Origin of the sequence: Pandoraea communis (assembly GCF_902459745.1) — a bacterium.
In the GTDB taxonomy this organism is placed as follows: domain Bacteria; phylum Pseudomonadota; class Gammaproteobacteria; order Burkholderiales; family Burkholderiaceae; genus Pandoraea; species Pandoraea communis.
In genome coordinates this window covers 20,425-44,951 of sequence record NZ_CABPSJ010000002.1, presented here as the reverse complement: position 1 = coordinate 44,951, position 24,527 = coordinate 20,425, and the positions used below count along the sequence as shown (strand labels likewise).

General features: G+C 63.9%; 22 protein-coding genes. 14 read left to right on the top strand and 8 right to left on the bottom strand.

The window, feature by feature from the left end; translation table 11 throughout:
• Window positions 1-12: 12 nt before the first annotated feature.
• Both PCO31110_RS06610 and PCO31110_RS06605 read right to left on the bottom strand, forming a co-directional pair.
• Complete coding sequence (locus PCO31110_RS06610; RefSeq protein WP_150689962.1) at window positions 13-1,512, bottom strand: carbohydrate porin; 1,500 nt, start codon at window positions 1,510-1,512, stop codon at window positions 13-15.
• A 127-nt stretch (window positions 1,513-1,639) separates the two neighbouring features.
• Window positions 1,640-2,920 (bottom strand): metallophosphoesterase family protein, encoded by a 1,281-nt coding sequence (locus PCO31110_RS06605; RefSeq protein WP_150689961.1) that lies wholly within the window; start codon window positions 2,918-2,920, stop codon window positions 1,640-1,642.
• 331 nt (window positions 2,921-3,251) lie between these two features.
• On the opposite strand from PCO31110_RS06605, the gene PCO31110_RS06600 reads away from it, so the two are divergent.
• The 8 genes from PCO31110_RS06600 to PCO31110_RS06565 all read left to right on the top strand — a co-directional run bounded on the left by PCO31110_RS06600 (window position 3,252) and on the right by PCO31110_RS06565 (window position 10,662).
• Window positions 3,252-4,496, top strand: coding sequence for a TetR/AcrR family transcriptional regulator (locus PCO31110_RS06600; protein ID WP_150689960.1), 1,245 nt, complete (start codon window positions 3,252-3,254; stop codon window positions 4,494-4,496).
• 448 nt (window positions 4,497-4,944) lie between these two features.
• Entirely contained in the window at window positions 4,945-5,727 is a 783-nt protein-coding gene (locus tag PCO31110_RS06595; RefSeq protein ID WP_174979386.1) for a M23 family metallopeptidase, read from the top strand.
• A gap of 207 nt (window positions 5,728-5,934) precedes the next feature.
• Window positions 5,935-6,852 (top strand): metallophosphoesterase family protein, encoded by a 918-nt coding sequence (locus PCO31110_RS06590; RefSeq protein ID WP_036662492.1) that lies wholly within the window; start codon window positions 5,935-5,937, stop codon window positions 6,850-6,852.
• 25 nt (window positions 6,853-6,877) lie between these two features.
• On the top strand, window positions 6,878-7,240 hold the full coding sequence (locus PCO31110_RS06585; RefSeq protein ID WP_010807964.1) for a cupredoxin domain-containing protein: 363 nt from the start codon (window positions 6,878-6,880) through the stop codon (window positions 7,238-7,240).
• 104 nt (window positions 7,241-7,344) lie between these two features.
• Entirely contained in the window at window positions 7,345-8,013 is a 669-nt protein-coding gene (locus PCO31110_RS06580) for an RNA polymerase sigma factor (RefSeq protein WP_010807963.1), read from the top strand.
• The gene (locus PCO31110_RS25620; RefSeq protein ID WP_174979383.1) at window positions 8,006-8,887 is read left to right on the top strand and encodes an anti-sigma factor family protein; all 882 of its coding nucleotides are present in this window, start codon (window positions 8,006-8,008) and stop codon (window positions 8,885-8,887) included. The genes PCO31110_RS06580 and PCO31110_RS25620 overlap by 8 nt, the downstream gene beginning before the upstream one ends.
• A 39-nt stretch (window positions 8,888-8,926) precedes the next feature.
• Complete coding sequence (gene tam, locus PCO31110_RS06570; RefSeq protein ID WP_150689958.1) at window positions 8,927-9,733, top strand: trans-aconitate 2-methyltransferase; 807 nt, start codon at window positions 8,927-8,929, stop codon at window positions 9,731-9,733.
• Between the two features lie 56 nt (window positions 9,734-9,789).
• Window positions 9,790-10,662, top strand: a complete 873-nt coding sequence (locus PCO31110_RS06565) for an AraC family transcriptional regulator (RefSeq protein ID WP_010807960.1) — start codon at window positions 9,790-9,792, stop codon at window positions 10,660-10,662.
• On the opposite strand, the gene PCO31110_RS06560 is transcribed toward PCO31110_RS06565, so the two are convergent.
• Complete coding sequence (locus tag PCO31110_RS06560; protein ID WP_150689957.1) at window positions 10,595-11,569, bottom strand: LysR substrate-binding domain-containing protein; 975 nt, start codon at window positions 11,567-11,569, stop codon at window positions 10,595-10,597. The genes PCO31110_RS06565 and PCO31110_RS06560 overlap by 68 nt on opposite strands.
• A 162-nt stretch (window positions 11,570-11,731) precedes the next feature.
• Between PCO31110_RS06560 and PCO31110_RS06555 the strand changes: the two genes are divergently transcribed.
• The gene (locus PCO31110_RS06555) at window positions 11,732-12,484 is read left to right on the top strand and encodes a sulfite exporter TauE/SafE family protein (RefSeq protein WP_010807958.1); all 753 of its coding nucleotides are present in this window, start codon (window positions 11,732-11,734) and stop codon (window positions 12,482-12,484) included.
• A 3-nt stretch (window positions 12,485-12,487) separates the two neighbouring features.
• Here PCO31110_RS06555 and PCO31110_RS06550 read toward each other — a convergent pair whose 3' ends face one another.
• Together PCO31110_RS06550 and PCO31110_RS06545 are read right to left on the bottom strand one after the other, a co-directional pair.
• The gene (locus tag PCO31110_RS06550; protein WP_150689956.1) at window positions 12,488-13,693 is read right to left on the bottom strand and encodes a YbfB/YjiJ family MFS transporter; all 1,206 of its coding nucleotides are present in this window, start codon (window positions 13,691-13,693) and stop codon (window positions 12,488-12,490) included.
• 181 nt (window positions 13,694-13,874) lie between these two features.
• Entirely contained in the window at window positions 13,875-14,801 is a 927-nt protein-coding gene (locus PCO31110_RS06545) for a LysR family transcriptional regulator (protein WP_150689955.1), read from the bottom strand.
• 203 nt (window positions 14,802-15,004) lie between these two features.
• Between PCO31110_RS06545 and PCO31110_RS06540 the strand changes: the two genes are divergently transcribed.
• Together PCO31110_RS06540 and PCO31110_RS06535 are read left to right on the top strand one after the other, a co-directional pair.
• Window positions 15,005-15,562 (top strand): nuclear transport factor 2 family protein, encoded by a 558-nt coding sequence (locus PCO31110_RS06540; protein ID WP_010807955.1) that lies wholly within the window; start codon window positions 15,005-15,007, stop codon window positions 15,560-15,562.
• A 243-nt stretch (window positions 15,563-15,805) separates the two neighbouring features.
• A complete protein-coding gene (locus tag PCO31110_RS06535) occupies window positions 15,806-17,545 on the top strand; it encodes a methyl-accepting chemotaxis protein (protein ID WP_010807954.1) in 1,740 nt (579 codons plus the stop codon).
• 42 nt (window positions 17,546-17,587) lie between these two features.
• Here PCO31110_RS06535 and dapA read toward each other — a convergent pair whose 3' ends face one another.
• The gene (dapA, locus tag PCO31110_RS06530) at window positions 17,588-18,541 is read right to left on the bottom strand and encodes a 4-hydroxy-tetrahydrodipicolinate synthase (RefSeq protein WP_150689954.1); all 954 of its coding nucleotides are present in this window, start codon (window positions 18,539-18,541) and stop codon (window positions 17,588-17,590) included.
• 678 nt (window positions 18,542-19,219) lie between these two features.
• On the opposite strand from dapA, the gene PCO31110_RS06525 reads away from it, so the two are divergent.
• The gene (locus PCO31110_RS06525) at window positions 19,220-20,584 is read left to right on the top strand and encodes a sensor domain-containing diguanylate cyclase (RefSeq protein WP_174979380.1); all 1,365 of its coding nucleotides are present in this window, start codon (window positions 19,220-19,222) and stop codon (window positions 20,582-20,584) included.
• A gap of 31 nt (window positions 20,585-20,615) precedes the next feature.
• Here PCO31110_RS06525 and PCO31110_RS06520 read toward each other — a convergent pair whose 3' ends face one another.
• Both PCO31110_RS06520 and PCO31110_RS06515 read right to left on the bottom strand, forming a co-directional pair.
• Window positions 20,616-21,401 carry an FRG domain-containing protein gene (locus PCO31110_RS06520; RefSeq protein ID WP_010807951.1) on the bottom strand — a complete coding sequence of 262 codons (786 nt, stop codon included), beginning with the start codon at window positions 21,399-21,401 and terminating at the stop codon, window positions 20,616-20,618.
• A 215-nt stretch (window positions 21,402-21,616) separates the two neighbouring features.
• The gene (locus tag PCO31110_RS06515) at window positions 21,617-22,534 is read right to left on the bottom strand and encodes a helix-turn-helix transcriptional regulator (RefSeq protein ID WP_010807950.1); all 918 of its coding nucleotides are present in this window, start codon (window positions 22,532-22,534) and stop codon (window positions 21,617-21,619) included.
• A gap of 219 nt (window positions 22,535-22,753) precedes the next feature.
• Between PCO31110_RS06515 and PCO31110_RS06510 the strand changes: the two genes are divergently transcribed.
• Entirely contained in the window at window positions 22,754-23,512 is a 759-nt protein-coding gene (locus PCO31110_RS06510; protein ID WP_036662470.1) for a crotonase/enoyl-CoA hydratase family protein, read from the top strand.
• Between the two features lie 29 nt (window positions 23,513-23,541).
• Entirely contained in the window at window positions 23,542-24,468 is a 927-nt protein-coding gene (locus PCO31110_RS06505) for a 3-hydroxyacyl-CoA dehydrogenase NAD-binding domain-containing protein (protein ID WP_150689952.1), read from the top strand.
• Window positions 24,469-24,527 lie beyond the last annotated feature (59 nt).

Genomic DNA, 24,527 nt, shown 5'->3' with positions numbered 1-24,527 from the left:
CGGGTTCTCGGGTCAGAAGAAGATGTTGAGGTTGCCAAGCAGGTTCAGTGCCGAGCCTGTTCCGGTCTGGTAGACGATGCTGGTCGGATGGTTCACGTAGCCGAGACCGATGCCAGCATAGACACCGCGTGTGACACGCGCGCTATACGACAGCGTGATGGCCATACTGTCGCGGTGAACCAGACTGCCCTTGCTGGCGTAGTAGTTCATCGCATCGCGGCCCCAGACCGTGTCGGTGGCGACCAGCGAAATCATGTCGTACGGACGGCTATCAAAAATGCCCTTGGCGTACAGGCGCAGCTCGTAGTATTGGCTCACGGCGTTGGCGTATGGCGGCGCATACATCACCGACGCCCCGATGTACAGACCGCGGCCGGGGGAGCCCGCCGGCGACTTCTGCCACAACTGACGGTCGGCGAGCAGGTAGTACCAACTGTTGTGGCCTACGCGCGTGCCCAGGTTCTCGAAGCTGTTGTAGCTGCTGGTGTTGTAGGCGGCACCGCCACGAATCCACTCCTGTGCGACGCCTTCCGACGGATTGCGCTGATAGCCGAGTTCGCCGATATAGAGCGCACCGGAATTCACCGTAGTGAACTTGAACGACGTCGGGTTCTCGTGAATTTCCTTGGTCAGGCCGTCAGGATTGACGGCACGCTCGGCCGTTGCCTTTGCGTACCAGTTCTTGTTGATGTTGTACTTCAGCACGATGCCCGGCGTGGGTGTTGCATTGTTGGAGTAGCCTCCCTGGATCGGGATGCTGCCCGAGGCGCCGAACACGCTCGTCGACAGGCTGCCGCCGACGTTCGTGTTGATGAACTCCCAGGTACTGATCAGGTAGCCCAGCTTCACTTCGAGTCGCTTGTTGAACAGCGTCTGGTAGTAGCTCGCTTCCGACAGGCCAAACTTGTTCGGGCCCATCGGCGCCCAGTTGGTACGGGTGAACATCCCCGCCAGATAGATCTGGCCGTCCGGGATACCATGCTGCGCCAGGTCATACGTCACGCCCATGTACAGATTGTCGACGTAGGTGAACGTCTGGCCGTTGTACTGTCGTTGTCCGTGCAGGCTCTTGGCCGAGCCACTGAGCAGATTGTTGGCCGCGCTGGTGACGTTCATGCCGAACCAGCCGATGCCGTAGTCGGCGAGCTTGTCGCGCAGACCGCCGGCTTCCGGGAGGATCGTCTCCGACGGCGGCGGCAGTGACAGGTTGAAGCCGCGCGGCATCAGGTTGGCCCAGCGGGCGGCCTGTTCGGCTGGGGCCCGCGAAAGCGCTGCGTCATTGGCGATCTGCGTTCGGTTGACGGCGTCGACGACGGGGTCGCTGCCGCCCTGGGCGGTTTGCTGGTCGGCGGCATGAAGTTGGGGGGTGGCACACAGCAGCGCGGCGAGGTTGACGAGCAGCAGGGGCCTGACCGGCAAACGGCGGACGCGGAGCTGGGTGGCGCGTCCGGTGCTGGGGGCGCCGGCAGGACGTACAGGCAAGCGGGCGTTCGAATCAATGTCGGAGAACATCTGGAGCACTCGTTTTGGCAATGACGATCAATGTGTTCGGGGCGAGCGTCGCCAGCGGTGGCGCGACGATGGTGACGCTCGCGCGGCGCTAGTGACGCGTTGGATGGCTCAGTGACGAAATGGAGAATCAGGCGTGGCGGGCCAGCGTGGCGTCGTTGACCTCGTCGCGATCGATGCGGGCATGGGCAAATCGCTGATGGAAGTCGACCAGCGGTACGGTGAAGTCGTCGAGTGCGCGGAATTCGTCGGCCGGCATGTCGGGATGCTCTTCGCGGTACCAGGTGGCGTAGTCGGGGAGGTCGCTGGCGAAGGCCTTGAAGTAAGTCGAATAGGCGCGCAGGCGCAGCGTCGGGCATTCTGCCTTCAGGTCGAATTCCATCAAACGAATCCAGCCGTCGCCGATGCCGTCGATCACCGGCGTTTGGGGAGCCGTGCCGCGCACCGATTGCTTGCGGCTCTGATAGTTGCTCAAGAACTGCATGACCTGATGGCCATGCTGGTTCTCGTCCATGCGGTGGCGCGCGCCATGGAAGTGACCGTTGAGCACGCACAGGATCTGATCGTGACGGGCCACGAAGCGATCCCAGAGCTTGCCCGGGTTGTGACGCTCCGGATCGAGGCGCGACAGATCGAAACAGTCGAGCGGCGCGCGCTCGCCGTTACCGTTCAGGAACTCGTGGATGGACACGATTGTCGGCACGCCCGGAAAGGCGGCGATCACCGACTCGGCCCAGGCAATTACGTCGGCGTCGGGCGCCATTTCAAGCCCCAGGTGCAGGAAGCGGTGCGTGGCGCCCGTGAAGATCTGTGCGCTGTTGGCGCCTTCGCGGAACGACGCAACGTACCACGGCTTGTTGCGGAAGATTGGCGTGTGCGCGCCGAAATTCGCCTTCCAGTTGGTCAGGCCACCACAGTGCACGCTGCCGACATTGGCCACAGTCAGTTCGGCGAAGCTCGCACCCTCGCGCGGCGGATGGTTGGCATCGGTCCACATGTGATCGTGGTCGTGATTACCCGGAATCACGCAGAACGGCAGCACGCCGTCCAGGATTTGCCAGGCCGCCGTAATGGCCGGGATCTCTATATTGACCACTTGTTCGGGCGACGGCGGGATCAGCGCTTCGAGCAGCGGGTTGGCGACCGACTTGTCGCCGCGTGCGGCATGTTCGGCATCCACATCGAAGCTCAACTGGTGTTCCCACATATCGCCCAGGCCGGTGGCGAAAGCGATCTCACCACCGTGCTTGACGGCATTGCGGGCGATGTAATGCATCATGTCCCACAGGATTTCGCGGGCATTGAATGGGAAACCGGCTTCGCGCTGGTTGCGATAGCTGACGTAGTTCTGAGTGTCGGGCACGACGGCGATGGTGAAGCGGAGGCCGTGGGCGGTGTGCTTCGTTTGCATAGAGATTCCGTTGAACGTTTGGATGACTGCGTACCGGTGAAGTGGTGAGACGTCTCTCGCTTTTTGTCGAACGGATGTACAGTACGGTCGATTCGTGACGTCTGTGTGACTCGCTCACGCAATTTCTGCTTGTCATGCGCTTCGAGTAAGCTGATCATATTCATTTCCAAAGGGCTTAAGAATGCGCTTTCGCCTTGCTGTGTGCGCGAAATAGGCGCAACAATGCGGCCCGACAGGATTGAACGCTTGTACGGTGTGCGCATGTGGAACAAATTTCACAATCACGCAGCGCAGGAAAAATAGAACGGTTGTACTGATTTGAGGGGGTAAGTTGTCAGCAAGTACGGAAGTAAGGGGCGGGGCCTCTGACGCTGCGGCGCAGGCGGAACGCCTGCGAACGGCGGCATATGAGTTGGCATGCGCGCGCGGCTTTTCCGAGTTGAGTGCACGCAGCCTGGCTGCGGCCACCGGCGGCAGCCCGTCGGCGGTGAACTATCATTTCGGTGGTCGGGATCAGTTGCTGCTCGCTGTCTATGATGAAGTCGCGACACGCCTCGCCAGTGCGCGAGAAAGTGCGCTGGCGCAATGCTTGGCAACGGCACCTTCGTGGGCAGATCTGCCGGACGTGTTCACGTCGATGCTGCAACTACGCTTGAGCAATGATCGGGGCGTGCTGGCGCTGCTGCTTGAGCTTGAACATGAGGTAGAGGCTGGACGTGAGCCGCAGTTGCGTCCGGCGGCGCAGGCCGAGGTCGAGCTCGAATGGGCGTTCTGGTTCGCGCTTGCCAAGCGCTTCGGCGTGTCGGACAGTGCGGCGGATGTCTGGGCGGCACTCGGCTTGGGTTTGACCGGGTTGCTTCTGTGCGAACCGGACCCGGGCGCACGTTCGGCATGGATTTCCGCGCCGGCCACGCGCCTGCATCGACGCATGACCGCACAGCCGGTCACGTTGCTGCCGATGCGCGGGCCAACGGCCATGGCAGGTGTCGAAGCGATTGCACAGCGTTTGCCGCAGGCCAACGAGACCGCCCGGAAAATTCTCGATGCCGCGTTGGCGACCATTGCCAAGAAGGGTGCCGACCGCCTCGTACAGCGTGAGATTGCGTCTATTGTCGGCGTGTCGCTGGCGTCCGTGACCTACTTTTTCCGCACCAAACACGACTTGATCTTCGCGGCGTTCGCCGAATTGTGCCGACGCATGCATGCTCATGTGGAGGAGTTCGAGCGCTTGGGCGGTGGAGAGGAGTCGCTGGCCGCGCTGGCCGACCGAGATACCTTTTCGGGGTTCGCGGCAATGAGTGCGCTGCTTCGCGCGGCGGCCCGCGACGAATCGCTGGCGCCTATTGCGCGTGACATTCGTCAAATGCGAGGGGTCGGGTCGTATGTGATGCTGAGCAAGCGCGGCATCAGCGCGGACTGGCTCGACGCGTTCATTTGGGGCGTGATGATGAGCGGGAAGTACCGGCCGTTACAGTTCTTCGATCCGATCGACAGCAAGGCGAAGCTGCTTGAATTCTCTACGGAGAGGATTGGGATAGTGTTCGACGGAGCATCTTCAGCGCACGATTGCCGCTGACAGGTGGCCCCGGGGGTGGGGTGGCGTTCCGCCACTCTCCCGAACGGGGTCACTAGTCCGAATGTGCTGCCCGAATGGAACCGGGCTAAGTGCGCTCGGCGTTGAATGTCGGCGGTGTGCGTTGTGGAACCGCCTGATGTCATTGAACCCATGGGCGCATGCCTCGTCCCGGCGCGCCTGCGTCGTTGTTCGTGTCAACTACGTTAGGTACGCTCCCAAATGACGGTGTTTTGACCGCCGTTAACGCCAATTTTGGGCGTTTCCCCGCAAATTTTCGCTCGTTCGCCCCGTAGACTGCGTCGTTTCCGAATTTATTTTCCGAGCGATGTCTTTCTCTTTTCCTTCCTCCAAGCGCAGGTGCGCCGCGTTGGACGGCGGCGGACCAAGCCTGCTGGGGCGGGGCGAAGGCCATCGCTCCCGCTGGCATGCCGTGTGTGTCTGGCTGTGCATGGCCATGCCGCTCCCCGCGATGGCTGGCGTGGGCAGTACGAGTGACGCATTGCGTCTGCACCCGCGCCCGACGCCGTCGTTTGCGTTCTCGCACGTCGCCGTTCCCACGCCGACCGCGACGTCTCGTTATTCGGTCTGCGGCAAGGTGACGGCGCTTTACCCGATGCCGGCAACCCCCGGTGCTGTGCGCTGCCGCACCGTCGCGCTGATGGCGCGGCCGAATGCCTTCTCGCCGACATCTGCGCCGCGAGCGTCGAAGTCCCTCGTCATGCCAGTAACCTATTCCCGTATCTCGTCCGATTACGGCACGCGTTACCACCCGGTGACACGTGTCAAGCATTCGCACACGGGCATCGATCTTGTCGCGCCTCACGGCGCGCCGGTGCGTGTGGTTGCACAGGGCGTGGTGAAGACCATCGGTTATGAGCGCCGCGGGTTTGGCCGTTATATCGTGATCGATCACCGCTACGACAACGAGACGATCTACGCCCACTTGTCGGCCACGGCGCGCGGATTGCGTGTCGGTCAGACGGTCAGGGCGGGCGACGTGATCGGCGCGGTCGGCAAGACCGGCATGGTGACAGGGGCGCATCTGCATTTCGAACAGCGCAGGCAGGGCGTTCCGGTTGACCCGCGTCCGCTGCTTCGCCGTACGGCAAGGGCGAGCGAGGTGCATACGGTTACCGATAACGGTTGCCATAACCTGCTCGACGATCTGGTGGCGTGCCATTCGCCGGGGCGGGCGTGGGCAACCGACCGCTGGCAGTATTCGCCGCTCTGAGCGCCAACATCGACGCCCGGCTTCCGGGAATAAAACGACATACCCGCTGGTAATACGTATAACGGCGCTCCCGAAACCCGTCGTGGTGACGGGCCGGGCAGCGTACCTATCGAGCGGAGGTGTGTCATGAGTCGCAACGAGAACGACAAGCCGGACGTCACGTCTGACGATGCCCACCCGGTCCCGCAGGGGGAGTCATCGCCGGCGATGTCACGGCGCAGGGCGATGGCCTGTCTCGCGTGGGCCGGCGCAGGCATTTTGTGGACGCTCGACGGTGGGGTGCCGCGCGGCATATCGCTTGCGGCATCTGCCGGCGCGGCGGAGATGCCAGCCCGCCACGCGTTGACCTTCGTGCAGATCAGCGACAGCCACATCGGATTCAATAAGGCGCCCAATCCCGATCCGGCAGCCACGCTGCAATCCGCCATCGAGCGGATTCGGGGTGCGTCCGAACGCCCTGCGTTCATGCTCCACACGGGCGACGTCAGCCATCTCTCGCGCCCCGAGGAATTCGACATCGCGCAGCAGATCGTGAACGGCGCGGGGCTTGAGACTCGCTACGTGCCCGGCGAGCACGACGTGATCGGTGACGACGGCCGCACATTCTTCGCGCGCTTCTCGCCCGACACCAAGGGGGTTGGCTGGTACAGCTTCGATCAACAGGGCGTGCACTTCGTGGCGCTCGTCAACGTACTCAATCTGAAGGCCGGGGGGATGGGCTATCTCGGCGACACACAACTCGCCTGGCTCGCGGCCGACCTCAAGGGGCGCTCCCATAGCACCCCGCTCGTCGTGTTCACGCACATGCCGTTATGGTCGGTCTATCCCGCGTGGGGCTGGGGTACCGACGACGGCGATCGCGCGCTGGCTTTGCTTCGGCCGTTCGGATCGGTCACGGTGCTCAACGGGCATATCCATCAGGTACTGCAGAAAGTGGAGGGCAACGTTCGCATGCAAACGGCAATGTCGACCGCATTTCCACAACCCGCGCCCGGCGACGGTCCGGGCCCCGGACCGTTGAAAGTCGACCCCTCGCAACTGCGGCAGACCCTTGGCATTCGTCGCGTCGACTTCACGACACTCGACGGCGCGCCGTTGCTTGGCGACACCACGTTGGCGTCCTGACCCCCATCGTTTCCGGAGCCCTCCCATGAAATCGATTCTCCTGAACACTCGGCGGCGCGTATGGCTCAGTCGCGTCGCCATTGCGGCCGCAGGCATGCTCACACTGACCTTGCCCGCGCTGTCGAACGCCGCCGACGCGGATACCGTCCATATCGAGCACTTCACGTTCTCTCCCGCGACGCTCACCGTGCGCGCGGGTACGCGTGTAACGTGGACTAACCGCGACGACGAACCCCACACCGTGACTAGCTCGGGCAACCCGCGGGCGTTTGCGTCGGGGGCGCTGGACACCGACGGCACCTTTGCCTTCACCTTCGACAAACCGGGGACGTATCCCTACTACTGCGCGATTCATCCGCACATGACCGGCGTGATCGTCGTGAAATAGCCGTCTGCCAGGGTAGATGTGATTCAATGAGCGCAGTGACGTCGCAGCGGCGGCGTCAGGCCGATTGACTCGGGCAATGCGTTGCCCGTTCTCGGGAGACCCCGGTGAGCGACGCTGAAAAACCCGGCGCGCAAGCGTCAGGACGGTTTGAAACTCTGGCCCTGCCGCATCTCGATGCGGCGTACAACCTTGCGCGATGGCTGTCGGGCAGCGCGAGCGATGCCGACGACATCGTGCAGGAAGCCTTCCTGCGCGCGTTGCGCTTCTTCGACGGCTTTCGCGGCGAGAGCGCGCGTGCGTGGCTGCTGGCGATCGTGCGCAATACGTGGCTGACGGAATGGCGTCGTCGCTCCGATGCGGCGGATGGGACGCCGTTCGATGAAGCCACGCATGGCCTGCACGGCGATGCGTGGCTGCCGGGGTGGGACGACACGGCGCCCGGTGACCCGGAGATGCTGGCGGTGCGCCGCGACGAATGCGCGTTGGTGCGCGACGCACTGGCCGCGTTGCCGGTCGTCTTCCGTGAGGTGCTGGTGTTACGCGAGATGGAGGACATGAGCTACCGGGAAATCGAGACGATTCTGGGCGTGCCGGCGGGCACGGTCATGTCGCGTCTGGCACGCGGCAGACAGATGCTGGCGATCGCCGTGCGCGCCGCGCAGGATGCCGCACACAAGAACACTGCCGCGACGCCGAACGCGCCGTCGGCGCAAATCACTCGTCTCACACGCCAGCCGCTCGACGGCACCACCCGGGGAGGACGCGATGAATAAGCCCGACGAACCCAACGATACGACCTCCGCGAGCGACATGAAGGACAAGACCGGTGACACGACGCCGGGCGTGAGCGCGGCGCTGGCCGCAACGGCTGCCGAAGCCTCAACACTGGGCAAGCTGCTGCGCGACGGCTCATTGCGTCACTATGCCCCTCAGTCGTTGCGCGAACGTTTGCGTGACGAACTGGCGCATGCTGAACGTCACGCGAGTCCTGCCACCGGCGCGATCGCGTCGCCGTCGGCATCGCCGCTGCCCGAAATGAAACCCGACGTCAGGTCAACCAAGGCAGGCACGCCCGCCAAACCCCCGGAAGCGGCGTGGGGGCTCAGCTTGGCGCCGTGGTTGTTCGGCGGGGCGGGCGGTGCGATTCTCGGCGGCTTGGCCGTGGCGATGGCGTTGCTGGTGGCGCGCCCGCCCGCACCGCCGCAAGACGCGCAAGAGATGCAGGCGACAACCGGGCTGCAACCGCAAGAGATCGTGGCGAGTCATGTTCGTGCGCTGCTGTCCCAGCATCCTATCGACGTCATCTCGACGGATCAGCACACCGTCAAGCCGTGGTTCAACGGGCGCATCGATTACGCGCCGCCCGTCATCGATCTGTCAGCCAAGGGCTTCCCGCTCGAGGGGGGACGACTCGACTACGTGGGAGGCCGCACTGTCGCCGTTCTCATCTATCGCACGGACAAGCATCCGATCGATCTGTACGTGTTCCCGGCACGCGACAAGGGGGCGGCGGCGCCGACGATCACCGGTGCCGATGGGTACGCGATAGCGCGCTGGCGGCGCGGCGGCATGACGTACTGGGCGATCACCGACGCCGAAGCGTCGCATCTGCGCGTGTTCGTGGAGGCAGTGCAGGCGGCGACCTGATATCTTGCGGCTATCGCCCGATACCCCCAGGAGGCCGTCATGCCGCAAGTCCCATCGCCGAATGCCCCGGTGAATCCCGCCTGGCAAGCCGCGCAGTACGTGAAGTTCGAAGACGAGCGCACGCGTCCCGTGCGCGATCTCGTCGCTGCCATTCCCACCCTTGCGGATCGTGATGTCGCACGTGTGGTCGATATCGGTTGCGGGCCGGGCAATTCCACAGAAGTGCTCGCCGCGCGCTACGCGCAGGCCGATGTGCTTGGGTTGGATAGCTCGCAGGACATGGTGGATGCGGCGCGCCTGCGCCTGCCGCAGTTTCGCTTCGACGTGGCGGACATCGCCAACTGGAAGGACGGCCCGTTCGACGTGATTCTCGCCAACGCGGTGTTGCAGTGGTTGCCCGATCACGAAACGCTGTATCCGCGCCTGATCGGCTGTCTGGCGCCCGGCGGCTCACTCGCCGTGCAGACGCCCGACAATCTCGACGAGCCCGCGCATCGACTGATGCGCGAAGTCGCGACCGATTCGCGTTGGGCGGCTGCGCTCAAAGGCGTGGAGCGCACGGCGCGACATGGCGCGACGTTCTACTATCCGCTGCTGCGCGCGGTGTGCTCGCGCGTCGACATCTGGCGCACCACGTACTATCACCCGCTGGCGGGGGGCGCGCCGGCTATCGTGGAATGGTTCAAGGGCAGTGCGCTGCGGCCGTTTCTCGCGAAGCTCGACGCGGCGTCGCGAGAGGCTTTCCTGACGCGCTACACCGACGAAATCGCGAAGGCCTACCCTGCGCTGGCTGACGGCACGGTGTTGTTGCCGTTCCCGCGGCTCTTCGTGGTCGCCACGCGCTAATCGTGCCAGCGGGCCGTGTCAGAGGCGCAGGCAGGGGGCGGTGTAAAGTAGCGGGCATGAATGCCCTGTACCCACCCATTCAGCCGTTTCGCAATGCCCCTCTGTACTGGCGCTCGTCGCTCGTGCCGGGCGGCGACATGTTGACGGCCGAATACAACGACCACACCTTCGCGCCGCACTGGCACGATGCGTATGCGTTCGCGTGCATCGTAGCGGGTGCCGAGCGCTACGCCTATCGGGGTGGCGAGCATGTGGCGGAGGCCGGGTCGGTCGCCATTATTCATCCCGGCGAAGTGCATACCGGTGCGCGCGAAACCGATTTCGGGTGGCGCTACCGGGTGTTCTATCTGCCGGTCGGCTTCGTGCAGGGGGTGCAGCGTCAGTTGACCCACCCGTTGCCGGGATTGGCGTCACCGGACGACGCCTTGCCGTGGTTTGGCGAGAGCGTCATTGACGACGATCAGGCCGCGCAGCGGCTGATTACGGCGCACCGTCTGCTGCAGGCCGGTGCGGATGCGTTGGTGGCCGAGAGCGTGTTGATCGAGGCTGTGTCGATGATGTTGATCCGCCACGCGCAGGCACGCTTGCCGGAGGTGCCGGTGCATCGCGACGCCGTACGCGTCGAGACGATGAAGGCGCGACTCTCGACCGATCTCACCGAGCCGTTGTCGTTGACGACGCTGGCCGAAGCCGTCGATCTCTCGCCGTTTCACGCGGCGCGATTGTTCTCGCGCGAAACGGGCCTCGCGCCGCATGCGTGGCGCAATCAGTTGCGTCTGGTGCGAGCGTTGCCCGCCTTGCGTGCAGGGGCGTCGGCGACCGACGCCGCCGTGGCGCAGGGGTTTAACGACCTTTCGCACTTCACGCGTTACTTCCGGCGCGCGTTCGGCGTGTCGCCCGGGAAGTGGAGTGTGCGGCCGGGAGCATGACGTCAACGGTTATGGCGCTGGCCGCATCGTGCACCCACGTCAGGAAGTCTCGTAACGGACGCGACTTGTCGGCGTCGCGGGGCACCAGTGTGACGTACGTCGCCCCCGTCACCTGAATCGCTGGAAAGGGCATGACCAGACGGCCGGCGGCCAGCTCGCGATCGAGCATCGGCTTGCTGCCGATCCCCAGGCCCAGTCCGTCGATAACCGCCTGCAAACTCACGTGATAGTGGTCGAAGCGATGAAATCGTACCGGCCGCAAGGCGGGCACTCCGGCGGCGCTCAGCCAGTCCTCCCATGCGCCGACACGGGTCTGTGTTGCGATGAAAGCGTGTTTCGCAAGATCCTTCAGGCGACGCAGCGGCCTCGCATCCAGCAGCGCGGGCGCGGCGATAACACTTGACTGCTCGGTGAACAGCACGGCCTTTTCGTACGGCTGCCACTCGGGACGCGGCGGTGGGTCGCGCCGGATCGCGACGTCGAATCCGCCGCGAAACGCGGGGTCGGCACTGCTCGATGTGGTCACCACGATCTGCACGTCGGGGTGCGACGCGTGGAACGCGGGCAGCCGCGCGATCAACCAGTGCATGGCGAGCGTGGTCTGGGCATTCACGCGCACAATCCGTGTTTGCGGTGCCTTGCCAAAGCGCACGGCGGCATCGTCGATACGGTCGAAGGCCGCACTGACCTCGGCGGCGAACGCCCGGGCGTGGTCCGTCGCGACGTTGCGTTGTCCCTGCCGGACGAATAACGTCTGCCCGAGCCAATCCTCCAGCAGCGCGATCTGACGGCTCACGGCCCCATGAGTAATCGACAACTCTTGCGCGGCGGCGCTGAGACTCCCTGCGCGAGCCGCAGTCTCGAAGACACGTAAAGCGTGCAGCGGTGGTAGCTGTCGGCGCGTCATCCTGACCCTTCATCGACGAAATAACTTGGGAACTGTGACTTTTTATCACAGAAGTCTTATCAATTTGTCGATGGTGTGAGCCGTCGTCATGCTTTATCGTCGTATCTGTGGCTCACGCGGCGCAGACGTCATGTGAGGAAGAGGGCAAACGACGAGGCGGGCATGTTGGCTGGTTTATTCGCGGGACACGCGTGGGGCATGATGTTGATCGCCGTCGTCGGGACGGCGGCGGGCGTGGTGAGCGGCGTCGTCGGCACCGGATCGTCGATGATGCTTCTGCCGGTGCTGGTCTACACGTACGGCCCGAAGCAGGCGGTGCCGATCATGGCGGTTGCCGCCATCGTCGGGAACATCTCGAAGGTGTTGGCCTGGTGGCGCGAGATCGACTGGCGCGCCGTGTTCGCGTACTCGTTGCCCGGCGCACCGGCCGCTGCGCTTGGCGCCCGCACTTTGTGGAGCCTGCCTGCAACGGTCGTGGACGTTGCGCTGGGTCTGTTCTTCATCGCCATGGTGCCGGTACGCCATTATCTGCAACATAACCAGCGGCGGTTGGCTCTCTGGCAGTTGGCGGCTGCCGGCGCCGTCATCGGTTTCCTCACGGGGATCGTGCTCTCCACCGGGCCGCTCAGCGTGCCGGCCTTCGTCGCGTATGGCTTGTCCGGCGGGGCCTTCCTTGGTTCGGAGTCGGCCAGTTCAGTGCTTATCTACGTCGCCAAAGTGCTGATGTTCTCGGACCTTGGCGCATTGCCGCCGGAGGCGTGGGCCAATGGGCTGATCGTCGGGATGACGTTGATGCTTGGCACCGTCCTCGGCAAGCGCTTCGTGCTGGGCCTTACCCCAGCCGTCTTTCAGCGCTTGCTCGATACGATGCTCGTCGTCTCCGGCGGCGTGATGCTCAGCGCCGCATGGCGCTGAGGGTTATGCCCGCTCGCGCCGGGCGGCCACCAGGTTGACCCCCAACCCGATGACCATGGCGACGCCGCCAACGATGAACAGCAGCGAATAGTTGCCCGACGTCGCAGCGAACAGGAATGACAATCCGTAGGCAGCACCCGCCTGAAGCGTCGCGAAGCTGGTCGTCGCGGTGCTCCACGCTGCCTTCTGCGAAGCCGGACGATGAGCGAGCAGCTCATTCAAGCGTCCGAGCACCAGAGGCACGATTCCCGGCGTGAACGCCCCCATCACCATGCTGGAGACGATCAGCGCAGGCATGCCGAGGCCGAGTACCGGCAGCAGTACGGCACAGATCTGCGCGATATAAGCGACGCGCAACGCCCGTGCAAAACCAATGCGGTCGGCAAGATGCCCGACGAAGATCGGCCCGATGATCGCGCCCAATCCATACAGCACCCAATAGTTGGCTCCGGCATCGAGCCCCTTGCCCAGACCTCGTGCAACGTAGTCGACGAGGAAAATCATGTGCGGCACCAGCGCAACGGCATTCAGTGCGTATTCGATATAGAGCGAACGCAATGCGAGTGGGCTGGCCGGGCGGCGCCGCGCTTGCGCAGTGGCACCGGCCGCGGCGGCGGGGGCGCCGTCAGGCCACCCGCGCCATGCCACAGCGGTGAGTGCGAGCGAAAGCACGCCTAGTCCGATCCATGTTTGGGCAAGGCCTTGTCGCAGCAACAGCGGCACGAGCGTGCCTGTTGCGGCGATGCCCAGCCCGAGGCCCGCGAAGATCGCGCCACTGACGATACCGCGCCGCGACGGGGCAACGTGTGCCAGTACCGACGGCGCAGCGGTGACCATCAGCACCCCGCCCGAGAAACCCGACGCGAAACGCCAGAGGAAGAACCAGAGGAATGAGATGGGGAAGGCGCACGCGAAGAAGGCGACGACCGTCAGCAGCATCATCGTGCGCAGGATCGCGACGTTGGATGCATGACGGACGAGAACGCGAGCGCCCAGCGCACCGGCCAGATAGCCGCCGAGATTGGCGGCACCGAGGTAGGCGGCCGTGGCCGGGGCGAACCAGTGGTTGCCGATGATCGCCGGCAGCAGGGCCGTGTACGCGAAGCGGGCAAAGCCGATGCCGATGAGGCTGGCGCATGCGGCGCAGAGGGTGGCGCGCCAGGCGTTGAAGGGGGCAGACGTGCTGCCGCCGAGGACTGCATGGGACATGACGACTCCGGGGATGCCGCGCCGCGTCCGGCGCAGTCCGGTGCGGCGTGCAAAAAAGCGATGGAGTCAGTGTAGGTGGGTGCGGTGCGTCAGAGAACGAACACGCTTTGGAAGTCATTCTTCCGTGCGGCGTAACAATGGCGGCTGCGCAATGCAGGAATCCCGCGTCGCGAAGCGTCGCTCAGTCCCCGTTCGCCAGCTTGTACACGTGCGAAAAGTGCTTGCGCAGGCGGGGCACCGCGAAATCGACAAACGCTCGTACCTTGGGCACGGCCAGCCGTCCCTGCGGCGTGATGACGTGCACCGGCATGGGCGGATGTTCGAAGTTCTGCAGCACGATGCGCAGCGTGCCGTGCTCCAGTTCTTCGACGATGTGATACGTCAGCATGCGTGCCACACCGTGTCCGGCGACGGCCGACGCAATCACGGTTCGTATCGAGTTGGCGATCAGGCGCGGCGTGAATTGCACGACCTGCGGCACCGAGCCACGTCCTGTGGCCGGAAAACGCCACGAATCGATACCGAAGTACGTCATGGTAACGATCTGGTGTCTTGAGAGATCGGCGGGCGTCTCGATAGGGGCGTGGGTGGCCAGATAGTCCGGCGAAGCGGCGATGACGCGCCGGACTTCGCCCACCGGCGTGGCGATCAGCGACGAGTCGGGCAAGTGCGCGACCCGTACTGCGACATCGACACCTTCGTCGATCAGGTTCACGGGCAGGTCGCTTAATTGCAGACGGATGATGACGTCGGGGTAACGCTCGATGAACGCGTCGGCGATCTCGCGCATGAACGTCTCGCCTGCAGCGAGCGGTACCGACACGGTGAGCAGGCCGCGCGGGGCCGAACGTTCGCCGGCCGCAATCACGTCGGCCTCGTCCAGATCGAGCAGGATACGGCGGCACGCGCTAGCATACCGCTCGCCAGCGGCACTCAGCTTGAGTGCACGAGTCGTGCGGTGGAGCAGGGCGGTGCCGGTGTGGGCTTCGAGATAGGCGATGGCACGGCTGACGGCAGCGGCCGAACGGCCGAGACGCCGGGCGGCACCGGCAAGGCTGCCTTCGTCGACGGTGGCGACGAAGACCTTCATTGCGTCGATTCTGTCCATGAGCGAGGCTGGATGAGGGGCCGCGGGCGAACCCCGGTAAGGCCGATGGGCAAGATTACCCTCAAATCCGGCATTGCGGCGACACTGGCGGGCGGATTTCCTGCCGGAGCGGATGTGCAGGATCGACTGACGGCGGTGGATCGTACGAACTGCTAAGCTGATCGTTCGCCAACGCAACGCTAACGCCATCACGCCCAAACACCATGAAAACACCCATCGCTTCGTGGCTTGCCATCGCCGCCACTGTCACCGCCGTTTCGGCCATCATGCCCCTCTCTGCTCACGCGGCCGATGGGATGCCGCCTGTGCCCGGCGCCGCATTGTCGGCCGCCGGCGTAGAAGGATTGAGTGCTTCGGCCGGCACGGCGCCCGCCGTGCCGGCGTCGCAGATGGCGGCCAACAAGCAGGTCGTGCTGGCGTTCTACGACGCCGGCCTCAATCGGAAGGATTTCGACGCGGCGCGACAGTATCTCGGCGCGCAGTACATTCAGCACAACCCGAACGCGGCCGATGGTGTCGAGGGATTCGGCAAGTTTCTTGAGTTCCTGCGCAAGCATCAGCCGGACTCGCGTAGCGATGTCGTCCGGGCTTTCGCCGATGGCGATTACGTGATCCTGCACGTGCGCAAAGTGCCCCGTCCTGGGGACCTGCCCATCGCCATCGTCGACATTTTCCGTCTGGACAAGGGCAAGATCGTCGAGCACTGGGATGTGTCGCAACAGGTGCCGGCCAAGACCGTCAGCGGTAACCCGATGTTCTGATCGGGCTGCTGTCGCCGTGCCTGGCACGACGGAGAACAACGGCTTGCCGTGTTCCAGATCGGCCGCCTCGTGCCCGTTTGTGAGCCCTGATATACGAAATTTGCGTCGTTTTGGTGCAAGCGCTCGACGGCGAACGGCCTTGCTGGGCGGGCGTTTGCGGGCGCATCGACGATTTCGTCGCGCGAACGCTCAAGTTTCGTCAAAAGCACTCGTTAAGTCTCGTCAGAGGTACCGAGAGAGACAGTGGCCTGCTGCGCGTGCCGGCAGCAGGTCGAAAATTACGATCTGCAAGACGACCCGCTCAATGCGCACAAGGCCATGTTCAAGAACCTGAGTATCAGCAAACGGCTCGCCGCCGCCTTTACCATCAATGTGGTCATGCTGTCGATCGTGGCCGTGGTTGCCGTGACGAAAATGGCGACGATGGACGCGAACACGCAAATCATCGTTTCCGATCTGAACAACAAGATTCTCGAATTTCACGGACTGAAGGATCGGGCGGCGAGCATCGCGGTGGTTCTGCGCGATATCGTGATGTCGGAAGACGCGTCGCAGCTCGATGCACGTCTGGCCCGGATCGACGAGTTGAACGCTGCCAACCTCAAGAGCATCTCCGGCATGGCGACGATCTTCTACACCGAGAAGGGCAAGGCGCTATACCGCACGCTGACCGAAGCCAGCGCCGAATACGGAAAACAGGTCGACAACATCAAGCGTCTTGTGCGCAGTGGCAACTACGCACAGGCGAAGACCGAACTGCTGGGGCCGGCGGAGAAGGCGCAGTCGGCTTTCTTCTCGCCGCTAGACGGTCTCATGGGCGTTGGCAAGGCCGTGAGCGCCAAGGAGGCCGCCGATGCGAATGACGCCTACACCTCTGCGCGGCTGTGGCTGCTGGTTGCACTGGTCGCCTCTGTCATCATCTCCGTGGTGTCGGGTGTGGCCATCGTTCGCTCGGTCACGCGCCCGGTGCGTGCTGCGGCGCAAGGGGCGACAGCGCTCGCCCATGGCGATCTGACCCATCGTGTGAACGCTGAGCACGCCGACGAGATCGGACAGATGGCGAACGCGCTCGACACGGCTGTCGATCAACTGGCGCATCTGGTGCGCAACATCCAGGGCGCGTCGGGCGCCATTGACCATGCCGCGCGCGAGATTGCGCAGGGCAACACCGATTTGTCGCAGCGAACGGAGGAGCAGGCCGCATCGCTGGAAGAGACGGCCGCGTCGATGGAAGAACTCACGTCGACCGTGCGTCAGAACGTGGAACATGCGATGCAGGCGCGCCGTTTGTCGCAGGAAGCGTCGGGCGTCGCCGATGCCGGGGCGCAGAGCGTGCGTGCGGTCGTCGAGACGATGCAAGCGATGGCCAGCGCCTCGGCCCGCATGAGCGACATGATCAAGGCGATCGAGGGTATTGCATTCCAGACCAATATTCTGGCGCTCAACGCGGCCGTGGAAGCTGCGCGCGCGGGCGAGCAGGGCCGGGGGTTCGCGGTGGTGGCCGGTGAAGTGCGCACGCTCGCGCAACGCTCCGCCGGCACGGCCAAGGACATTCGCGAACTGATTGCGACGTCCATCCAGCAAGTCGAGGACGGTACCTCGCGTGTGGAGGTCGCCGGTCGCACGATGGATCAGATCGTGGTGTCGGTGCGGCGCGTGAACGAGTTGATCGCCGAGATCGCCGCAGCGAGCGACGAACAGGCGCGCGGCATCGAGCAGGTCAATCAGGCTGTCACCCAGATGGACCAGGTGACGCAGCAGAACGCCGCGCTCGTGGAAGAGGCGGCGGCTGCGGCGGAACACATGCGTCAGCAGGCCGCCGATCTGGTTGGGCAGACCGCGAAGTTCCGGGTGGATGGCGACGGCAGCCCGCCGCTCGACGCGATGCAGCAAGCACCGATGCTCGCGGCATCGGCCGGTACGCCGTCGCATGCCGGCAATGCACTGACGGCACAGCGGCGAGGGCAGCGCGCAGCGGCCTGACGTCTGGCGATTTGTCTCGCGGCCAACGCCGCCTCTCACACTTCAGGCGGCATTGGCCGCCTGGGTGCCGAACGCAGTGTCGATGGCGGCAATCGCCTCCACCAACTGTTGCGCCAACGCTGGCGGCGCGCTCGTCATCGGTGCTCGCAATACGTCCATCAGCAGACCTTCGCGGGCGAGCCACGCCTTGATCGGGCCCGGATTCGCTTCGGCGAACAGCAACTTCACCACCGGCATGAGCGCGTGGAAGAGCGAGCGGGCTACATCGAGCTGCTGCGCTTGTACCGCACGATACAACGTCGAAAAAAGCGCTGGCCGGCAATGCGATGACGCGATGATCGCACCGTGTCCGCCCATCGCCAGCGTGGACAACAACTGATGATCCTCGCCCGCAAGGACAGACAAGCGGCCGTCGGCGATGAGCGCCTGCGTGGTGTAGGCGTTGCCACCGCAATCCTTGATCGCGCGAATGTTGCCGTGACCCGCGAGCGTGAGCAATGTCTCGAGCGTGAGCGTTGCACCGGTGCGATAGGGAATGTCGTACAGCACGAGCGGCGCACGCGAACGGTCGGCCAGCGTCTGGAACCAGTCAATAAGTCCTGCCTGGGATGGCCGGATGTAATACGGCGCGGGGGTCAATACGCCCGCGAGGGGCAGCGTGTTGAAGGCGTCCATGCACGCTAACGTGTGGCCGAGATGATTACCCGCGAGCCCTGCAATCACGGGCAAATCACCGGCCTGCGTCAATACGGTGTCGAACACGGCGAGCTGTTCGGCGTGATCGAGGGCCGCCGCCTCGCCTGTCGTGCCGCAAATCACGAAGCCGGCAATGCCCGAGCGGCGGTAATGCGCGACGAGCCTGCGTAACGCGGCGTGATCGACGGGCGTATCTGCGCCGTTGCGCAGGAACGGTGTGACGAGCGGTAGCCAGATGCCGCGAAATGCTGGCGAACCGGACGAGGCCATCGATGAGATTTGGGATTGCGCGACTTGCATGAGTGTCTCCCTGGACGGTGCGAATGCAACGAACGTGTGGTGACCTGTACGGAAACCGTTCAGCAGGGCGATGCGCAGAGTCAGGCGCGTGGGGACTTCGGGGCAGGCGGGCCGGGTGATGCTAGGCGGTGCTACGCACGGGGCAGGACTGCCGGGTCCACGTGGCTGTTCCGTCGCTCAACTGACGGAACAGCACGCTCCGGTCAGTTGAGCGACTGTTTTTTGCTTTTGACGAACGCACCCCGCTGTCCCATCGGGACAACGCGCAAGCTTTGCGAGAGGCGGGCACTGAAATTCGTCATCTGGCGACTCTAAACGCTATGCGTGGGTGACGTCAAGCACGTTGACCGATAGCGCGTGAGCCATGGGGGTGTTCCCTTGGTTGCCAATTCGAATGTGTCAAGTGACAATCGGCGTCATCCCCCGGGCAGCGCAAAAAAGAATAACGGGGAAGTCTGCGGTGGGCAAAACCGATAAGCACTGGGACAAGATGGCAGCCAACGTTGTGAAGTATTCGCGCGACGGGGTGATTTACTACGAAATTCGAAGTGCTTTGCCCGACGGTACGAGTCACGGTGATGAAATATTCACATATTGAGATTCCCTTATACTGGCCCGACGCTTCACGCACGTTCGAAATCAATGGAATTCGTAACAAGAGACGTCCTGGCAAGCTGTATGGAGTTGCTGCTGGACGCAGTGTTTCTCGTCAATCAGACCGGCACTCTGGTGTATGTGAGCCCGGCCTGTGAGCATATTCTCGGCTACTCGCCGCAGGAATTGATGGGGCGCTCGATGATCGATTTCGTGGCGAAGGAAGACCGCGAGCGCACGATTGACGAGTCGAAGCTTGTGATGTCGGGGCATCCGCGCATCGGTTTCGAGAATCGCTATATTCACAAGGACGGTCATTACGTCCACATCATGTGGTCTGCCCGCTGGTCCGGCGAGCATGGGCTGCGCATCGGTGTGGCGCGCGACGTGTCGGCGAAGAAGCACGCCGAAGCGTTGCAACGCGCGACCTATTCGATTTCCGAAGCGGCCCACGACGCGGCGGATGTCCGCTCGCTGTGCAAGGCCGTTCACGACACGCTCTCCACGCTGTTTCCCATTCACGCCCTCGTCGTTGCCACGTGCGACGGCGAACTGATGACGTGGGAGAAGGCGTATCAGTACCGCGAGAATGCCGACATACCGGTGCTTGACTGGTCGCAGACTGCGGCGCTTTCTACACGGGCGACGAATGCGCAGCAAGCGCAGTGGCGATTGATCGAGGCCACGCCCGGCGTTGGGCAGACCCCGTCGCCTGCACAGTGGTATGGCGAACCTTTCTCGCCCGACGAGGCCGTGGCGCCCGGAAAACATGCGTTGGCGGTGTTGCCGATGTACACGGCGCGGCGCGCGGTGGGCACGCTCATGATCTACGGTCCGCCTCGCGCGTTGCAGGCGGAGGCGGCGCAACGGTTGCTCGCGTTCGTGTGCGATCAGACGGCGTTGGCGATCGAGCGCAAGCAACTCATCGACGATCTCTACAAAGCCGCACGTTTCGACGAACTGACCGGCCTGCCGAACCGCCGCACATTCGGTGAATTCGCCAGTGAGGCCGTGCGCCGTGCGCAACGCACCAACGGCAAGCTGGCGCTGCTCTTCGCCGACATCGACGGATTCAAGGGGGTGAACGACAGCCTCGGGCATGCAACAGGCGACCTGGTGCTCAAGGAGATTGGGCGCCGCATGAAGGCGGGGGTGACGGAGGGCGGCTTTGTGGCGCGTCATTCCGGCGACGAATTCGTCACCATTGTTCAGGACGTCGAGATCGTCGAGCGAATCGACTTTGCGGTGGCGCGTCTGCGCTCGGAGATAGAGCAGGCCGTCTCGGTAAACGACGCGAGCCTGGCCGTGCGCGTGAGTGTCGGTGTCGCGGTTTTCCCCGACGACGGCGAATCGATGAGCGAACTGATTCGCGTTGCCGATCAGCGCATGTATGCGAACAAGTCCGAGCGTAAGTCGGGCGGGGCCAGCTTTCTGGCGCGTCTGATGTAAGGCGCACCGTGAAGCACGCTCAGACGCGTGCTCACCCGAGTGTCTGCGTCGGCCAGACCATCTCAATTTCGACGGCAATCGAGCGCGCCAGTCCGTCGAGATCCGGAAACAGCGACGCGTTCGTCACGTTCATCCGGTAAAGCCATTTCATTGCGTCCGCACGCAGCGCTGCGGGCATCACGATTTTGCGCAGCAGCGGCTCTTCGCTCTCGTAGCCGTCGAGAATACGATGCAGCGGCCGGTCGATCACGCCGGGCACCACCAACGTTCCCGATTGCGCGATCAGGCGGCCGTCCATCTCTTCCGGCTCGCCGAACCAGACCACGTCGTTGTCGTTGCCGAGAAAGTACTTTTCCATGTTCCCCTTGACGCGCGGATCGATCGTATCGCGGGTCAGCCATGGCGCATGACGCGGGCGGGCGCGGTCGTCGTACAGGGCGGGGGTGTTGAGGGCGAAGATGGCCGAATCGCTCGTCGCGCGCTCCAGCGCGAAGAAAGCCGCGACAAAGGGCGATTTGGTGAAGTCCAGCAAACGCGTGGGCGCGCCATGGTGCTGCATCAACCCGAGGCAGCGCAGGTCGTCGTGCAACAGCTCGGGCCATGGCACATGGTTATGCGCCTTGCGCCGGAAGATGCGGATGGCGCGCGCCTCACGACTGCGCCACTGCTCCTTGTCCGACACATAGGCGTGCAGATACCGGGAGAGCGAGCTTTGCAGATGCCAGCGCGCATCCTGCTGCCCGCGAAAGGCCCAACCTTCGAAGCGGGAGGACAATTCCATGAAATCCTTCCAGCTTTCGACGACGGTGGTGTCCATAGTGGGCGAAATCCTCGAGTTGGCGTGCAACGCCGCCACGACATTTTGTGAGCACGCCAAGGCACCGCAAGCGATGCATGGCGTCGGCCACTATAGTACGGCGTCTGTGATAGCTCAAGCGCGTGCGTCGTGCGGGAGCATTTACCCCGCCGTTTCAACGCCTCATGCGGCTCGCGAGTGCGACAGGGGTAAGGGGACACGCAATAGGCGTGAAATCAAGCCGCTCGTGCAGGGGTCAGATCGTTCTTGAGTGCCGCGAGTGCGGCTTGGGGCGTGAGGTCGGAGGTGTCGAGCGTGATGTCGGCCAGCCGGTAAAGCGACTCGCGGGCATCGAGCATGCGGTGGATGTGTTCCAGCGCCTCGTTGCGTAGCGCTTCGGTGGCGATGCGGGCGTCGTTTTGCTGCATCACGCGCTGGAAGTGGACTTCGGGCCGGGCGCGCAGCCAGACGGTGCGAAATGCCCGGAGCACGCGCTCGTAGGTCGGCGCTTCGGAGACGATCCCGCCGCCTGTCGCGAGCACGACATGCTCGTGATCGGCAATGATCCGCTCGATGCATTGGCGCTCGATGCGGCGCATCGCCGCTTGTCCATACAGCGTGATGACTTCGCCGATGGCGATGCCGGCTTCACGCTCGACTTCCTTGTCCAGTTCGATGAAAGGCGCGCCGATGGCCTGCGCCAACTGTGGCCCGAGCGTCGACTTGCCCGCGCCGCGCAGACCGATGAGGGCGATGCGCTGTCCTGTGCGGCGTGCGTCGGTCACCCCCGGCACGACGATCTGACGGCGCAACCGCGAGAGGACTTCCGGCGGCTGTTGTCGCAGATATTCGACGAGGATCAGCAAATCGCCGTCATACGCGGTGCGCTCGGCCACGAGCGTTTCCACGCCCACGTTCAACGCTTCCGAGAGTTTGTGCAGGACAGCCAGCGAGACGTTGCCGGTGCCGGCCTCCACGCGGGCGAGATAGGGTAGCGAGACACCCGACTGCGCAGCGAGCTGCTTGCGCGTCATGCCGCGTTGCGCTCGTAGTGTGCGCACCTGTTGCGCCAACGAGGCCAGCCGCGACGACACGCCTGCTTCGGTGTCGTCGTCCAGATCAGGCGGCGCGGAGTCGGCGAGCGGTTTCCTCATGGGGCAACAGGCGGGAAGAGATGTTGCGATAAATATACTATGAGATATCAGTGGTGCAACCCGAGCATTCCCCATCTCGCCCGTCATTTTTGTTGAATATGCATTAAATTGCCTTGTTTGGCTAAATATCCCTGTTAACCCTGAACTGCATTGCACAAATCGCGCAATACGGAAAATATCTTATAAGATACTTTCCAAGATTTGGAGCGAATGCAGACAATGACCTATCCCCACTTGCGCGTGCGCGTCGACGACGCCATCGCCTTCGTTACCCTTGAGCGCGCAGACAAGCGCAACGCGCTTTGCGACGCGGCCATCGATTCGCTCGAAGCGGTGTTTCGCGATTTCGACGACAGCGTGCGCGCCGTCGTCCTGAACGGTGCCGGCGAGCACTTCTGCGCCGGACTGGACTTGTCCGAAAACAGCACCCGCGATCCCATCGACGTGCTGCGCGTCTCGCAACGCTGGCACAAGGTGTTCCACGAAATTCAGTTCGGCGGCCGTCCGGTGGTCGCCGTGTTGCACGGTGCAGTGATCGGCGGCGGGCTCGAACTGGCGCTGGCCGCGCATGTGCGTGTCATCGAGCGCAGCGCATTCTTCCAGTTGCCCGAAGGCAAGCGCGGCATCTTCGTCGGCGGCGGCGCGTCGGTGCGCGTGGCGCGCATTCTCGGTCCGGACCGCATGACGGAGATGATGCTCACCGGCCGTCGCTACGACGCCGTTGACGGTGAGCGCCTGGGCCTCGGTCACTATTTGACCGACGCGGGTGCGGGGCTCGCCCTGGCGACACAACTAGCCCGCGAGACGGCGCAGAATAGTCCCTTGTCGAATTGGGCGACGATTCACGCACTGTCGCGCATTCACGACATGTCGATGGCCGACGGCCTGTTCACCGAGTCGGTGACGAGCGCATTGATGTTGGCCTCACCCGAGGCGCGCGAGCGCATGGAACGCTTTCTGGGCCGCGCGGCACGTTAGCCGCCGGGCCCACCCCCACGGAGACGAATGTGAAATACGACAACATTGAACAGGTGGCGGTCATCGGCACCGGTGTCATTGGTGCGAGTTGGGCGGCATATTTTCTGGCGCGCGGTCTGCGCGTGAGCGCGTGGGATCCGGCGCCGGGCGCTCGCGAGCGTTTGCGCGAAGCCGTCGACGCGGACTGGCCCACGCTGACGCGCATTGGCCTGTCGGCAGGTGCCTCGCGCGACGCATTGACGTTCCACGACACGCTCGACGGCGCGCTCGCCGGCGCCGATTTCGTGCAGGAGAACGGTCCCGAGCGCGAAGACCTGAAGCAGGATCTCTTCCGCAAGATGGACGCGGCATTGCCATCGTCCGTGGTGATTGCCTCGAGTTCGTCGGGCCTTCTGATGAGCCGCGTGCAGTCGGTCTGCGCACATCCCGAGCGTGTCGTGCTCGGGCATCCGTTCAATCCCCCGCATCTGATTCCGCTGGTGGAGGTCATTGGCGGCGAGCAGTCGTCGCAGGCGGCCATCGACACGGCGATGCAGTTCTACCGCGCCGTCGGCAAGCGTCCGATTCATGTGAAGAAAGAGGTCAAGGGCCACATCGCGAACCGGTTGCAAGCCGCGCTTTGGCGCGAGGCGATCCATCTGGTCGATACCGGTGTGGCGTCCGTCACCGATATCGACGACGCGATTGCGTATGGTCCGGGTCTGCGTTGGGCTGCGCTGGGGCCGTTCCTCAATCTGCATCTGTCGGGCGGTGCCGGCGGCATTGCGCATCTGCTGGAGCATCTTGGCCCGCCCATCGAATCGTGGTGGGCAGACCTCGGCGAGCCGGTGCTGACGGATGACCTGAAAGCCCGTATCACGGCCGGCGTCGAGGCCGAACTTGCCGGACGGGACAACGCGGGGCTCGAAGCGCAGCGAGACGCCATCATCCTCGGCATTCTCGCGAGCAAGCGGTAACCGGCGTAGCCGGCGTCATTGTCATCAATGCCCCGCCACGTCGAATCGACGGTGGGGCC